Origin of the sequence: Meiothermus sp., from assembly GCF_025060375.1 — a bacterium.
Taxonomy (GTDB): Bacteria; Deinococcota; Deinococci; order Deinococcales; family Thermaceae; genus Meiothermus.
Genome location: NZ_JANXCG010000011.1, coordinates 25,586 through 37,541, shown reverse-complemented (window position 1 = coordinate 37,541; position 11,956 = coordinate 25,586). Strand labels below are relative to the sequence as shown.

Here is an 11,956-nt window from a genome sequence, read left to right as displayed (position 1 = left end):
CAGGGGCCAGGTGCGGAAGTAGTCGCGGATGCGGCCCCAGAGCCCTACCAGGCCGCGGGGCTCCAGAATCAGGAAGAGGAGGATGAGCGCCCCAAAGGCCACACTGCGCCAGGCCGAAAGCTGGGCCACGTACTGCGGGCCAAAGGCCCCTGCCACCACGCTTAGGAGCTCTGGAATGAGCACGATGAAGAAGGCCCCCAGCACCGCTCCTAGAACCGTTCCGGCTCCCCCCACGATGACGATGGCCAGGTACTGGATGCTGAAGGCCAGCACAAAGTTGTCCGGCGTGACCGCGCCCAGCAGGTGCATGAGGATTCCACCGGCCACCCCACCGTAGAAGGCCGACAGGGCGAAGGCGGTGAGCTTAGAGCGGACCAGGTCCACCCCAGAGAGCTGGGCCGACAGGTCGTTGTCCCGCACCGCAAACCAGGCCCGCCCGGCTCGGGTGGAGAGCAGGCGCTTGGCGTAGAAGAACATGGGCACTGCAAAGGCCAGGCCGATGTAGAAGACCACCCGGTCGTCGGCCAGGGGAAGCCCCAGAAAGGTAGCCTCGGCGGGTAGCTTGCGGCCCGCCACGCCGCCGGTGAACTCTGTCCAGCGCTTGAAGACGTAATCGGCAAGGAACTGGAAGGCCAGGGTGGCGATGGCCAGGTAGACCCCCTTGATGCGCAAGGAGGGAATTCCCAGCACCACCCCAATCGCCCCGGCCACCAGCCCCCCCAGCAGGATGCCCAGGGGCATGAGGTTGCCTGAGAGATGGCTCGAGATGTAGGCCCCGATGCCTACAAAGGCGGCCTGACCAAGGGAAATCTGGCCGGCTCCACCCACCAACAGGTGTAGCCCCAGCCCCGCCAGAGCGGCTACCAGAATCTGGGTGACCACGAACATGGGGTACTGGGGCAGAAGCAGGGGGAGGAGCAGCAGGCCCACCAGCGCGAAGCCCAGCCAGAAGCGCCCCTGGGGGGTGCTGGCATAGGCCTCGTCCTGGCGGTAGTCTTCCCGAACGGTTCGGGAGAAGCGCCGGCTGAAGGCGTCGGTGAGGGTCTGGCTTAGGCGGTACATTCCGGTGCCTCCTATGCGCCTACCTTTGGCTGGGAGCCCACGGGTGGGCCCACGTCGGCAATGCGAACCTCCGCCTCGAGTGTGCCCTGCCCCTCCAGGTAGCGGATGGGTAGGGTGAGGCGCACCTGCGTGGAGCCGTCGTAGAGGGCCCGCAGAAGCTCTGCGTAGCGGGCCTCCACCGTGCCCCGCTTGACCTTTCGGGTGCGGGTGACCTCTTCGTCGTCGGCGTGGAGCTCCTTGGGTAAAACGGCAAATCGGCGTACCCTCAGCTCCTCAGGCAGGCTGGCGCAGGCCATGCCCAGCTCCTGGGCGATGAGGGCGTAGACCTCGGGGTGGGCGGCCAGGCTTTGGTAGGTGGTGAAGACGATGCCCCGCTTGCGCGCCCAGTTTTGGGTGTTCTCTGGGTCAAGTTCGATGAGGGCGGTGACGAAGGGCCGACCATGGCCGATGACCACCGCTTCACGGATGTAGGGCGAGTACTTGAGGCGGTTTTCCAGGAACTGGGGTGCAAAGCGGGTGCCGTCGGCCAGGGCGCCTACCTCCTTAAGCCGCCCTAGCAGGATGAGGTGGCCGTTCTCGTTGAAGAAGCCCGCATCCCCGGTGCGGAACCAGCCATCCTCGGTGAAGCTTTCCCGGGTGGCGGCCTCGTTTTTGAAGTAGCCTGCAAAGACCTGGGGTCCTTTGACCTGTATCTCACCGTCTGGGGCGATGCGCACCTGGGTATTGGGCAGAGGTTTGCCCACCGTTTCGGGAGGGGTATCCCCTGGGAGATGGGCCACGGTGGTGGCCGCGGTCTCGGACTGGCCGTAGACTTGGCGGATGTCCACCCCCAGGGCGCGGAAGAAGGTGAAGACCTCGGGGCCCAAAGGGGCTCCGCCGGTGGCGGCGATGCGGCAGGCCGCCAGGCCCAGCCGGGCCCGGATGGGCCTGGCCACCAATGGGTAGGCCAGGGATCGGGCCAGATTCAGGCCGAAACCAATTGGCTCCTTGCGGAACTCCCGTTGGGCGCACTCCAGAAGTACCCCCATCCCCCAACGGTAAACTGCCCTTTTGAGACCATCCGCGTCCGCCATCCGGCTTCGCACCAGGGCCGCGGCGTCCTCCCAGAGCCGGGCAGGGGCCAGGTAGAAGTCGGGCTGGACCTCCTTCACGTCCTCCCGCAGGGTGACAGGGTCTTCAGGGAAGTGGACCACCGTGCCGTCGGTGAGGCTGCGGACCACGGTGAGCATTTGTTCGCCGATCCAGGGCAAGGGCAGGTAGGAGAAGACCCACTCCCCCCCGCGGATACTTATGGTGGCCCGCCCGGCCTCGGCACCAGCGATGAGCTGGGCATGGGTGAGCATGGCCAGTTTGCTGCGGGCGGTGGTTCCAGAGGTGGGGGCCAGGAGGGCTACGGTGTCGGGTCCCACCTGGGCCCTGGCCGCTTCCACCTGGGCGCGGTGGTGTGGACCTCGGCCTAAGGCGCTGCTGAAGGGGCGCACCTTTTCGCCCCAGTACCGGCTCATTCCGGCCTCCTCCCAGACCAGAACGAAGCGCAGCCGGTCTAGATGGGGCAGCACCTTGTCGAGCTGCTCCTCATCGGAGACCACCACCCCCTGGCACTCCGAAAACTCTATGAAGTAGCCCACCTCTTCGGGCATGGCATCCGCGTAGATGCCCATCGGCATAACCCCCAGGGTTTGGGCGGCCAGCTCGGCTTCTACCCACTCAGGGGCGTTCTGCCCGAGGATGGCCAAAACCCCTCCAGGCTCCAGGCCGAGCTCCAAAAGCCCTCCCGCCAGGTGCTCTACCTTCTCTTGCAGGTGGGCCCAGGAGGTGGTCTCCCATACCCCGTAGCGCTTGACCCGCATGGCCGGGGCCCTAGGGTGGACCTCGGCGTGGTGGGCCAGGTAGTCAAGGAGGGTTTTCACGCCGACCTCCCCAGGTAGGCCTCGGCCACCCGCCTGTCCTCCCGTACCCCAGCGGGCTCGCCTTGGTAGAGGACCTCGCCGTAGGACATCACCATCACCCTGGTGGAGAGCTCCAGCACCGCTTTCAGGTCGTGCTCCACCAGGACCAGGGTGACCCCCCATTCGCGCCTTGCGTCGAGGAGGAAGCGAGCCAGGTCTTGCTTCTCCTCAAGGCTCAGGCCAGCCATAGGCTCGTCCAGCAGGAGGAGTTTGGGCCGCCCCGCCAGGGCCCGGGCCACCTCCACCCGTTTTTGTAGGCCGTAGGGTAGGGCACCTGCGGGTGCGTGGCGGTAGGGGGAGAGGTGCAGGTAGTCGAGCACCTCCTCAGCGTGGCGGCGAATCCTCCATTCCACCGAGGCTTTGGGCAGCAGGTCGGTGTAGGTTCCCACCGCCAGCTCTGCCCCCAGCTTGACGTTGTCCAGCACGGTCATGCCTCGGAAGAGCTCGAGGTTTTGAAAAGTGCGCCCCAGCCCCCGCCGCACCCGCTCCTGAGGGCTCAGGGTAGCCAGGTCTTCCCCCAGGAAGCTCACCCGGCCCCGCTGGGGCTTGTAGAGGCCCGAAAGCACGTTCAGAAGGCTGGTTTTGCCCGCTCCGTTGGGACCGATTACCGCGAACAGGTCCCCTTCCGAAACGCTGAAGCTTACCCCGACCAGGGCTTTCACCCCTCGGAAGGAGAGGTGGAGGTCCTGGGCTTCTAGGAGTACCTTAGACAACGCTCACCTCCTCTAGACCCACCGTTTTCTCCTGCGGTAGCGCTTGGCCTCTGCAAAGCCCCCCGCTGCAGCTCCGCCCAGGTAGAACTCCATCACGTCTGCGTCGGCCTGGGCTTCTTGTGAGGTGCCCTCAAAAACGATCCGACCCTGCTCCATAACGTAGACCCGCTCCACGATGGAAAAAGCCGCTTTAGCGTTCTGTTCTACGAGCAACAGGGTCAGCCCCTTATCCCGTCGGAGCTCGTCCAGCACCCGCATCACTTCCTCGGTGAGCTTGGGCGAGAGCCCCAGGCTGGGCTCGTCCACTACCAGGATTTTGGGCTCGGTCAGGAGGGCCATACCCAACAGCAGCATTTGTTGCTCTCCCCCCGAAAGGTAGCCGCCCTGCTCAAAACGGCGCTCGTAGAGCCGGGGAAAGCGGGTGAAAATCTCCTCAGTTATCGCCTTTTGCCGCTCTGGAGGTAGCTTGTGCCCGGCGGCGCGTAGGTTCTCCACCACGGTTAGGTAGCGGAAGATGGGCCGGCCCTCCAGGATGGCGGTAAGCCCCAGCGAGGCTACCTTCAGAGCCGGTAGGTGGTGGCTCTCTTGGCCGTTCAGGAGGATGCGGCCGTCTAGGACCCGCCCATCGTACTGGGGTAGGAGCCCCGCCAGGGAGCGGACCAGGGTGCTTTTTCCCGCCCCGTTGGGTCCCAGGAGGGCCACCGCCTCGCCTGCTCCAGCCCGTAGGCTCACGCCTTGCAGCGCCAGAATGACCCCCCGGTAGACCACCTTTAGGTTCTCCACCTGAATTTCCGCCATAATCACACCCGCTCGATGCGGTGCTGTCCAAAAAGGCCGTACGGCCGGAACAGCAGCACCAGCAAAACGATCAAGAAGGGAATGGCCTGGGTTATACCGGGGAGCAGGGACTCTAGGTAGAGCTGGGAAAAGGCCTCGATGAGCCCGATCAGAAGGCCCGCCACCACCGCCCCGGGTACCGAGTCAAAACCCCCCAAAATGGCCACTGGGAAGACCACCAGCCCCAGCAGGATTAGGTGGTGCCCCGGCCCTCCACCGCCGGCTGCCCCAGCCAGAAAAGCGCCGCCGACTGTAGCCATCAGCGCCGATATACCCCAGGCTACCGCCACCACTCGAGGGGCGTTGATGCCCAGGGCAAGGGCCGCGGTCTCGCTTTCAGAGATGGCCCGCAGCAGGATGCCGTAGCGGCTGTATTTGAGCATGGCGATGAGCAGCAAGGCCAGGGGAAGTGCCAGAATTAGGCTCCAGACCGCCTTGGAGGAGAGGAAAACCTCCCCCAGCCTGAGGGCCAGGTTGGGCACTTCCTTGGGAAGTTGAAAGGCGTCCGCGGTGCCCATGGCTTTCTGGTCGGGGCCCCAGATGAGCAGGGTGGCGCCGTCCAGGGCTGAGGCTAGGCCAATGGTGGCCATGATCACCGCCACCACGTTGCGCCCCAGCAGGGGCCGCACAAAGACCCGTTCGACCAGCACCCCGAAGGCGAAGGCTAGGGGCAGGGCCAGGAGGATGGCGGGCAGGAGGGGGAGGAAAAGGGAAAAGGTGTAGGTGAGGTAGGCCCCTATCAGCAGGAATTCAGCGATGGCGAAGTTGACCACGCTGGTCGCGCGGTAGACCAGCACGAAACCCGCCGCGATGACCGCGTAAAGGGCCCCGTTCGCTAAGCCGTTTAGGGCAGTTTGTAGGTTAAGGGCGAGGTCCATGTCGTTTCAGGTGTTTCCCGGGGGCAGCTCACGGGGGTATGGTTGGCCCCGGGCTCGAGGTGGCTGAGCCCCCGGGTTGGGGAGTGGCGGGTTGGCCGCTCAGACCCTGGTGCCGTCAATCCAGTCGCTGATGGCGTCAAAGCGGCCATCGCGCACGTTGGCCCGGTACAGCTTGGTGAAGGGTAGGCGGTGGTTCACCCAGCGCAGGTTGCGGGCTTGACCGCCCGCGTTGTAGTCACCCAAGCTCTCCAGCGCCTCGATCATGCCCGGACGGGTGAGCTTGCCGGCGGCTTGGGCGCGGCGCATGGCCTCGGTGATCACGTCCATTGCCATCCAGGAACCCATGTAGTAGGTGGTGCGGTAGGAAAGGTCACGCCCTTTGGCCCGACGCAGGGCTCGAATTTGCTCTACGGCTGGTACTGTTGCATCGTAGTAGTAGGCGTTGTGGTAGGTTACGATGAAGCCGTCTGCCGCAGCGCCTGCCCGCTGCATTAGGGCTAGCTCTGCCGAGTAGTAAGTTCCCATGAAGGTGGCTCGCACCCCCTGCTCCCGCGCGGCCCGGACCAGAATGGGCTCCACGGTGAGCACGTAACCCTGGAGAATCACGAAGTCGGGCTGGGTCTGGCGCAGCTTGGTCACGATGGGGGTGGCGTCGGCAATGGCCAGCGGGGTGATTTCCTCGCCTACGATTTGGAAGCCCAAGCGGGCCGCGCGCTCCTTGATGAAGGGAATGGGGTCGCGGCCAAACTCGGAGTTGGAGTAGCAGAGGAATATCTTTGCCCCGCGGCCCCGTTGCAGGCGGATTTGCTGCAAGAGCGCCCCGGCCATGTCGTTGTAGGTGGGACCGAAGACGAAGATGGTGGGGTAGGTGTTGGGGTCGGCCAGCTCGTTGGAGAAGGAGGTGGCGGTGTAGGGCAGGCGGAGCCGGGTGATCTCGGGGGCCAGCGCCTTGGAAAGGCCCGTGGAGTTCCCGTAGACGAAGACCAGTTCGTCAGCGCTCTCCCGCTGTACGATGCGGTTGAAAGCCGCAGTGCCCCGGGCCACATCGTAGCCATCGTCCTCCACGATGAGCTCGAGCCGCCGCCCCCCTATGCCCCCGCTGTCGTTAACCCGGTCGGTGAAGTCCCTAAAAGCTTCCAAAGCTGCGTTTCCAGCAAATGCGAAGGCCCCGGTAAGGGGGAGAATCGCGGCCAGCTTTACTGGGCGGGCCTGGGCCCGGGCAATCATCCAGGGGCTGTACACGGTGGATGCAGCTACACCTGCTTTGAGTAGTTGCCGACGGGTCATCTTCATAGGCGTCCTCCTTTAGGTTTTGTGGTGAGACTAGAATACATGACCGGTCCAAATTTGTGTACCTGGTCTAAGTACCCAGGAGGGGAGCCCCCAGGTCAGCTAGGGGTCAAGGGAGTTCTGAAACTTCGCTGACGAACTCACGGAATCCTCTGTGAGGCGAGGAGTCAACGTGTCGGTAGAGCGACGAGAAACCCCCTGGACCAGAGCCAAACCCCAGACCCGCTTCAGAGGAGGGGAGGGCCTTGAGGCCTTCCTGCTGGTGGTTCCGGGGGTTGCCCTGATGCTCCTTTTCATCGTGTGGCCCACCCTGAACGCCTTCTGGCTTTCCTTTCACCGCGAGAACCTGCTGGGCACCAGCCGGGAGTGGGTGGGGCTGGCCAACTACGCCGAGATGTTCCGCGACCCCGCCTTCTGGCGCTCGGTGGGGGCCACCTTTGTGTTTGCTGCCATCGTGGCGCCGGTGCAACTCGTCTTGGGGCTGGTGGCCGCGCTGATGGTGGCCCGCCCCTTTCCGGGGGTGAACCTCTTCCGTACCCTCTTCTTCCTCACCACCGCGGTGCCTACGGCGGTGGCGGCGGTGGCCTGGGGCTGGTTCCTGCACCCGGTGGGGGGCACCCTGAACCGTGCGCTCGAGGCCATTGGGCTTCCCCGCCAGCCCTGGCTCACCAGCCCCGAGCTGGCTCTGCCCACCCTGGCCGTGGTGACCGCCTGGGCTGGGGTGGGTTTCACAGCCATCCTCCTCACCGCCGGCCTGCAGCAGATTCCTGAGGAGCTCTACGAGGCCGCCCGTATTGACGGGGCGGGGAGCTGGACGCAGTTTTGGCGCATCACCCTGCCGCTGTTGTCGCCCACTTTGTTCCTGGTGGCCCTTCTGATCCTGCTCTCCAGCCTCACCGCCTTCGGCCAGATTCACCTGCTGACCCGTGGGGGGCCTATGGAGAGCACCATGGTTTGGATTTACCGGGTCTACCAGGACGCCTTCTTCAACTTCCGCTTCTACTACGCCTCGGCCCAGGCGGTGGCCCTCTTCCTGGTGCTTCTGTTGCTGGCGGCCCTGCAGTTCCGCTTTTTCGGTAGGAGGGTGCACTATGGTTAGCCTGCCCCGCTGGCTGGCGCGGTTCCTCTTTTACCTGGGGCTTTCGGTCTATGCCTTCCTGCTGGTCTTGCCCCTGCTGAACCTGTTTGCGGCCAGCTTCAAAAGCGACGGCGAGCTTTTCGCCCCGGGCTTCTGGCCGGCCAACCCCACCCTGGAGCCCTACCTGGAGGCCCTGCAGAAGTACCCCTTGGCCCGCTACCTCTTCAACAGCGCTGTGGTGGCCCTTGCCACCACCCTGGGGGTCATCCTGGTCTCGGCCACCATGGGCTACGCCCTGGCCCGCATCCCCTTCCCCGGCCAGGGCCTGCTTTTCGGCTTCGTGGTGGCCCTGCTCCTCATCCCCGGGGAGGTGACCTTCCTGCCCTTGTACCTGCTGGTGCAGGGCTTCGGCTGGCTCAACACCTACACCGCCCTTATTGTGCCCTTCGTTGCCTCGCCGCTCGGGGTGTTCCTGCTGCGCCAGTTCATCAAGAGCCTGCCGCAAGACCTCTTCGATGCCGCCCGCATTGACGGGGCAGGGCACCTGCGGATGCTCTGGCATGTAGCTCTCCCGCTTTCCGCCCCCGCCCTGGGGGCCCTGGCTGCCCTCACCTTTCTGGGCTCGTGGAACATGTACCTCTGGCCCTTGGTCACCATTAACCGAAGCGAGATGATGACCGCACAGATCGCGGTGGCCCAGGTGCAAAACGTGGAGGTTACGGCCTGGAACGTGGTGGCGGCGACGGCCATCCTGGTCTTGCTGCCCACTCTCATCGCCTTTCTGCTCGCCCAGCGGTTCTTCATTCGGGGAATTGCCCTGGGTGGGCTAAAGGGATAAGGAGGCAAACATGAGGCGAACCTTTGTGCTGTTGGCGCTGGCCCTGAGTAGCCTTTCTCTGGCCCAGCAACGGGTGACCATCGACTTCTGGCACTCCATGGGCGGGGTGCTGGGCGAGGCCACCGAGGCTTTGGTCAAGGACTTCAACGCCGCCCAGAACCGCATCACTGTGCGGAGCCAGTTCGTGGGCTCCTACGACGACGGCCTCAACAAGCTGCGCGCGGCGCTTCAGGCCGGGGGCCAGGGGCGGCCCCACGTGATCCAGGTCTACGACATCGGGGCCCGCTTCATGGCCGACTCGGGGGCGGTGCTGCCGCTGGAAGACCTGGCCCGGGCTAACAACTTTGACCTCTCCCAGTTCGTGCCCCAGCCGCGCAACTACTACACCGTGGACGGCAAGCTCTACGGCCTGGCCTTCAACAGCTCCAACCCCATCCTCTACTTCAACGCCCAGGCCTTGGAGCAGGCCGGCATCCCCTACCGCAACACCTGGAGCCTGGCCGACCTGGAGGAGGCCGCCCGCAAGCTCACCATCAAGGACGCCTCGGGCAGGACCACCCGTTTTGGCCTGACCATCCCGATTGACAGCTGGTTCGTGGAGCAGTTCAGCTACAACTCGGGCCAGTTCTTCTGCAACAACGAGAACGGGCGCAAGGCCCGGGCCACCGAGGTCACCTTCAACAACCCGGCGGCGGTGGCCTTCGTGGACACCTGGGCCAGGCTGGTGCGCGAGGGGGTGGCGGCCAACACCGGTCGCAACTGGGCCGATAGCCAGAGCCTCTTCGCCCAGGGCAATGCGGCCATCGCCATCTACTCCACCGCTTCGCTGACCGGGGTGCTGCGCCAGATTGGCGGTCGCTTCCCGCTGCGCACAGCCTTCTACCCCTATCTGAACGAGCGCAACGGCACCGCCATCGGGGGCGCTGCGGTCTACTTGCTGCGCGGCTTCAGCGAGGCCGAGACCCAGGCCGCCTGGGAGTTCATCCGCTACCTGCTGCGCCCTGAGACCCAGGCCAAGTGGATTATTGGCACCGGCTACTTCCCGGTGGTGAAGGGGGTGGTGGAGCTGCCCAGTGTACGCCAGGCCTACGTGCGCCAGCCTAACTACACCACCGCCCTGCGCCAGCTCGAGACCTCCAAGGTCAACACCGCCTCAGCGGGCTGCCTGATGGGGGGCTTCACCGAGATCCGCCAGATCGTGCAGTCGGCCATCGAGGAGGCCATCCGCGGCAAGCCAGCCAAGCAGGCCCTGGACGAGGCCAAGCAGCGGGCCGACCAGGTACTCGCCCGCTACAATGCCAGCGTGAGGCAGTAACCGATTTTCAGGCGGCCGTGGGGCGTAGAGGCCCCACGGCGCCCTTTTGCTGGCTTCAGCTGGCCGTTGCTTCAGCAACTTGACGACGCGGGTTGACGGCTGCCCTCGGGGTGTTGGGGTAGGGGCATCTCGGGAGGTTCGTGGCGGTCCCTGGGGGCCACCCGACGAATTCCGACCCGTGTGCGGCCCCCTGTCGAGGGGTGGCCTGCGGTTAGGGCCAGGCGGATGACCAGGGGTTATCCGCGCGGCGGCTGGCTGGGCCGGATATCCACCTCGCTCACGGTGATGCGGGGGTCGCTTTGCAACAGGTATAGAACTGCCTGGGCTACGTCCTCGGGCTGGATTTTCCAAGCGGCCCCAGTGGGGTTTCCCGCAAAGGGCGTGTCCACTGAGCCTGGTAGGACGCTGCTGACCCGGATGCCGTGGTAGCGCAGGTCAATTAGGGCGGCTTCGGAGAAGCCCAGCAGGCCGAACTTGCTGGCGTTGTAGGCGGCCCCTCCGGCAAAGGCGTTTTTGCCGGCCATGGAGCCGATGTTGACGATGTGGCCGCCGCCGCTGCGGAGCATGGCCGGTACGGCCGCTTTGGTGGCGTAGAAGGGGCCGGTGAGGTTGGTGTCGATTACCTGCCGCCACTCCTGGGGGCTTAGCTCGTGAACAGGCTTGAAGATGCCGATGCCGGCGTTGTTGATGAGGTAGTCCAGTCCCCCGAAGTGGGCCTCGAGCCGGGCCACCGCCCGCTCCACCTCCTCGTAGCGGGTGACATCGGCGGGCAGGGCCAGGCTGTTGCCCAGCTCTGCTGCCAGCTGGGTCAGCTTTTCCTGGCTACGGGCCAGGAGGCCTACCTTCACCCCATGGGCTATGAGCTGGCGGGCTATCTCCAGGCCGATCCCGGAGGAAGCCCCGGTGACCAAGGCTACCCTTCCACGCAAACGCGACATGCCCCCATGATGCCCCGAAGGGGCGGGCGGACGCAACTCAGGGCTGGACGATGATTTTCCCCCGCATGCCGAGCTGGGCGTGCCCGTCTACCGAGCAGATGTACTCTATCTCCCCTGCCAGGTTGAAGACCACCTTCTGCCGCTCTCCTGGCGCAAGGCGGCGGGTGCCAAACTGGAGCGCCGAGGATGTGCCCGGGGCTGAGACCGCGTCGTGCGGCCCTTGGTCGGCGTTGACGAACTCGATGCAGCCTCCCTTTCGCAGGGTTACCTGGGCGGGCTGGAAGGGCTGGGTGGGGCCCACCATCTGCACCACCTGGCAGGCACGGGGCTCGAGCCCGCTGTTGGGGCTGCAGCCGACGGCCAGCAGGGCTAGGCCGAGAATGCTCCACACACGCATGGCCTCAGCATAAACCCGAAGCCTTAATGGGGCTTTTTAGCCTTTCTTTACTCCTGCAAGGGTTGCTCTTTGCGGGCCAGGCCCAGGCGGTGGGCCTCCACGAGGGCCCTCAGGGCCTTGCCCCGGTGGGAGTAGCTGGCTTTCTCCTCCAGGGTCATCTCGGCGAAGGTTTTGCCCGCTTCGGGCACCCAGAAAAGGGGGTCGTAGCCGAAGCCCCACTCACCGCGCGGGGCTTCCAGGATTTCCCCTTCGGTTTCCCCGCGGTAGAGCTCCATGTAGCCGTCGGGGTAGGCGATGACCAGGACCGCCACGAACCGGGCCTTGCGCTCTCCTGGGGGCACCCCCTTGAGGCGCTCGAGCAGGTACACGTTCCGCTCCAGATCGGTCGCCTTGTTGCCGTAACGGGCTGAGTAGACCCCAGGCTCACCCCCCAAGGCGGCCACCTCGAGGCCCGAGTCGTCGGCTAGGGTAGGCAGGCCGCTTTGCCTGGCGGCGTAGGCCGCTTTCAGCACCGCGTTGTCCTCAAAGGTAGCCCCTTCCTCTGGGGGCATTTTGAAGGGATAGTCCAGCAGGGAGAAAAGCGTCCACCCTAAGGGGGCCAGCCCCTCTTTGAGCTCGCGGAACTTGCCTGGGTTCGAGGTTGCGATGAGCAAACGCATCT

General features: G+C 65.1%; 12 protein-coding genes. 3 read left to right on the top strand and 9 right to left on the bottom strand.

Annotated features, from left to right (window positions below; translation table 11 throughout):
• The 6 genes from NZ849_RS01350 to NZ849_RS01325 form a co-directional block, all read right to left on the bottom strand.
• On the bottom strand, window positions 1-1,062 hold a 1,062-nt coding region (locus NZ849_RS01350), incomplete at its 3' end, for a branched-chain amino acid ABC transporter permease (protein ID WP_295403222.1).
• Between the two features lie 11 nt (window positions 1,063-1,073).
• Window positions 1,074-2,972 (bottom strand): AMP-binding protein, encoded by a 1,899-nt coding sequence (locus NZ849_RS01345; protein WP_295386729.1) that lies wholly within the window; start codon window positions 2,970-2,972, stop codon window positions 1,074-1,076.
• Entirely contained in the window at window positions 2,969-3,724 is a 756-nt protein-coding gene (locus NZ849_RS01340) for an ABC transporter ATP-binding protein (RefSeq protein WP_295403219.1), read from the bottom strand. The genes NZ849_RS01345 and NZ849_RS01340 overlap by 4 nt, the downstream gene beginning before the upstream one ends.
• 12 nt (window positions 3,725-3,736) lie before the next feature.
• Complete coding sequence (locus NZ849_RS01335) at window positions 3,737-4,522, bottom strand: ABC transporter ATP-binding protein (protein WP_295386723.1); 786 nt, start codon at window positions 4,520-4,522, stop codon at window positions 3,737-3,739.
• A 2-nt stretch (window positions 4,523-4,524) separates the two neighbouring features.
• On the bottom strand, window positions 4,525-5,439 hold the full coding sequence (locus NZ849_RS01330; RefSeq protein ID WP_295386720.1) for a branched-chain amino acid ABC transporter permease: 915 nt from the start codon (window positions 5,437-5,439) through the stop codon (window positions 4,525-4,527).
• 99 nt (window positions 5,440-5,538) lie between these two features.
• Window positions 5,539-6,726, bottom strand: a complete 1,188-nt coding sequence (locus NZ849_RS01325; protein WP_295386790.1) for an ABC transporter substrate-binding protein — start codon at window positions 6,724-6,726, stop codon at window positions 5,539-5,541.
• A 286-nt stretch (window positions 6,727-7,012) separates the two neighbouring features.
• Between NZ849_RS01325 and NZ849_RS01320 the strand changes: the two genes are divergently transcribed.
• The 3 genes from NZ849_RS01320 to NZ849_RS01310 are packed head-to-tail and all read left to right on the top strand — an operon-like array spanning window position 7,013 to window position 9,960.
• Window positions 7,013-7,828, top strand: coding sequence for a carbohydrate ABC transporter permease (locus tag NZ849_RS01320; protein ID WP_295386788.1), 816 nt, complete (start codon window positions 7,013-7,015; stop codon window positions 7,826-7,828).
• Entirely contained in the window at window positions 7,821-8,645 is an 825-nt protein-coding gene (locus NZ849_RS01315; RefSeq protein ID WP_295386717.1) for a carbohydrate ABC transporter permease, read from the top strand. Before NZ849_RS01320 ends, NZ849_RS01315 begins: the two co-directional genes overlap by 8 nt.
• Before the next feature lie 10 nt (window positions 8,646-8,655).
• Window positions 8,656-9,960: an ABC transporter substrate-binding protein gene (locus NZ849_RS01310; protein WP_295403217.1), complete on the top strand. Its 1,305-nt coding sequence runs from the start codon at window positions 8,656-8,658 to the stop codon at window positions 9,958-9,960.
• A gap of 236 nt (window positions 9,961-10,196) precedes the next feature.
• Here NZ849_RS01310 and NZ849_RS01305 read toward each other — a convergent pair whose 3' ends face one another.
• The 3 genes from NZ849_RS01305 to rdgB are packed head-to-tail and all read right to left on the bottom strand — an operon-like array spanning window position 10,197 to window position 11,954.
• Window positions 10,197-10,898, bottom strand: coding sequence for an SDR family oxidoreductase (locus tag NZ849_RS01305; protein WP_295386711.1), 702 nt, complete (start codon window positions 10,896-10,898; stop codon window positions 10,197-10,199).
• A 37-nt stretch (window positions 10,899-10,935) separates the two neighbouring features.
• Window positions 10,936-11,295, bottom strand: a complete 360-nt coding sequence (locus NZ849_RS01300; RefSeq protein ID WP_295386708.1) for a plastocyanin/azurin family copper-binding protein — start codon at window positions 11,293-11,295, stop codon at window positions 10,936-10,938.
• Window positions 11,296-11,342: 47 nt separating this feature from the next.
• A complete protein-coding gene (gene rdgB, locus NZ849_RS01295) occupies window positions 11,343-11,954 on the bottom strand; it encodes an RdgB/HAM1 family non-canonical purine NTP pyrophosphatase (RefSeq protein WP_295386705.1) in 612 nt (203 codons plus the stop codon).
• Window positions 11,955-11,956: the final 2 nt, after the last annotated feature.

Bases quoted from the DNA above. Each gene is read 5' to 3' on its own strand.
- NZ849_RS01335 (WP_295386723.1), bottom strand. From the start codon at position 4,522: ATGGCGGAAATTCAGGTGGAGAACCTAAAGGTGGTCTACCGGGGGGTC.
- NZ849_RS01330 (WP_295386720.1), bottom strand. From the start codon at position 5,439: ATGGACCTCGCCCTTAACCTACAAACTGCCCTAAACGGCTTAGCGAAC.
- NZ849_RS01325 (WP_295386790.1), bottom strand. From the start codon at position 6,726: ATGACCCGTCGGCAACTACTCAAAGCAGGTGTAGCTGCATCCACCGTG.
- NZ849_RS01320 (WP_295386788.1), top strand. From the start codon at position 7,013: ATGCTCCTTTTCATCGTGTGGCCCACCCTGAACGCCTTCTGGCTTTCC.
- NZ849_RS01315 (WP_295386717.1), top strand. From the start codon at position 7,821: ATGGTTAGCCTGCCCCGCTGGCTGGCGCGGTTCCTCTTTTACCTGGGG.
- NZ849_RS01310 (WP_295403217.1), top strand. From the start codon at position 8,656: ATGAGGCGAACCTTTGTGCTGTTGGCGCTGGCCCTGAGTAGCCTTTCT.
- NZ849_RS01305 (WP_295386711.1), bottom strand. From the start codon at position 10,898: ATGTCGCGTTTGCGTGGAAGGGTAGCCTTGGTCACCGGGGCTTCCTCC.
- NZ849_RS01300 (WP_295386708.1), bottom strand. From the start codon at position 11,295: ATGCGTGTGTGGAGCATTCTCGGCCTAGCCCTGCTGGCCGTCGGCTGC.
- rdgB (WP_295386705.1), bottom strand. From the start codon at position 11,954: ATGCGTTTGCTCATCGCAACCTCGAACCCAGGCAAGTTCCGCGAGCTC.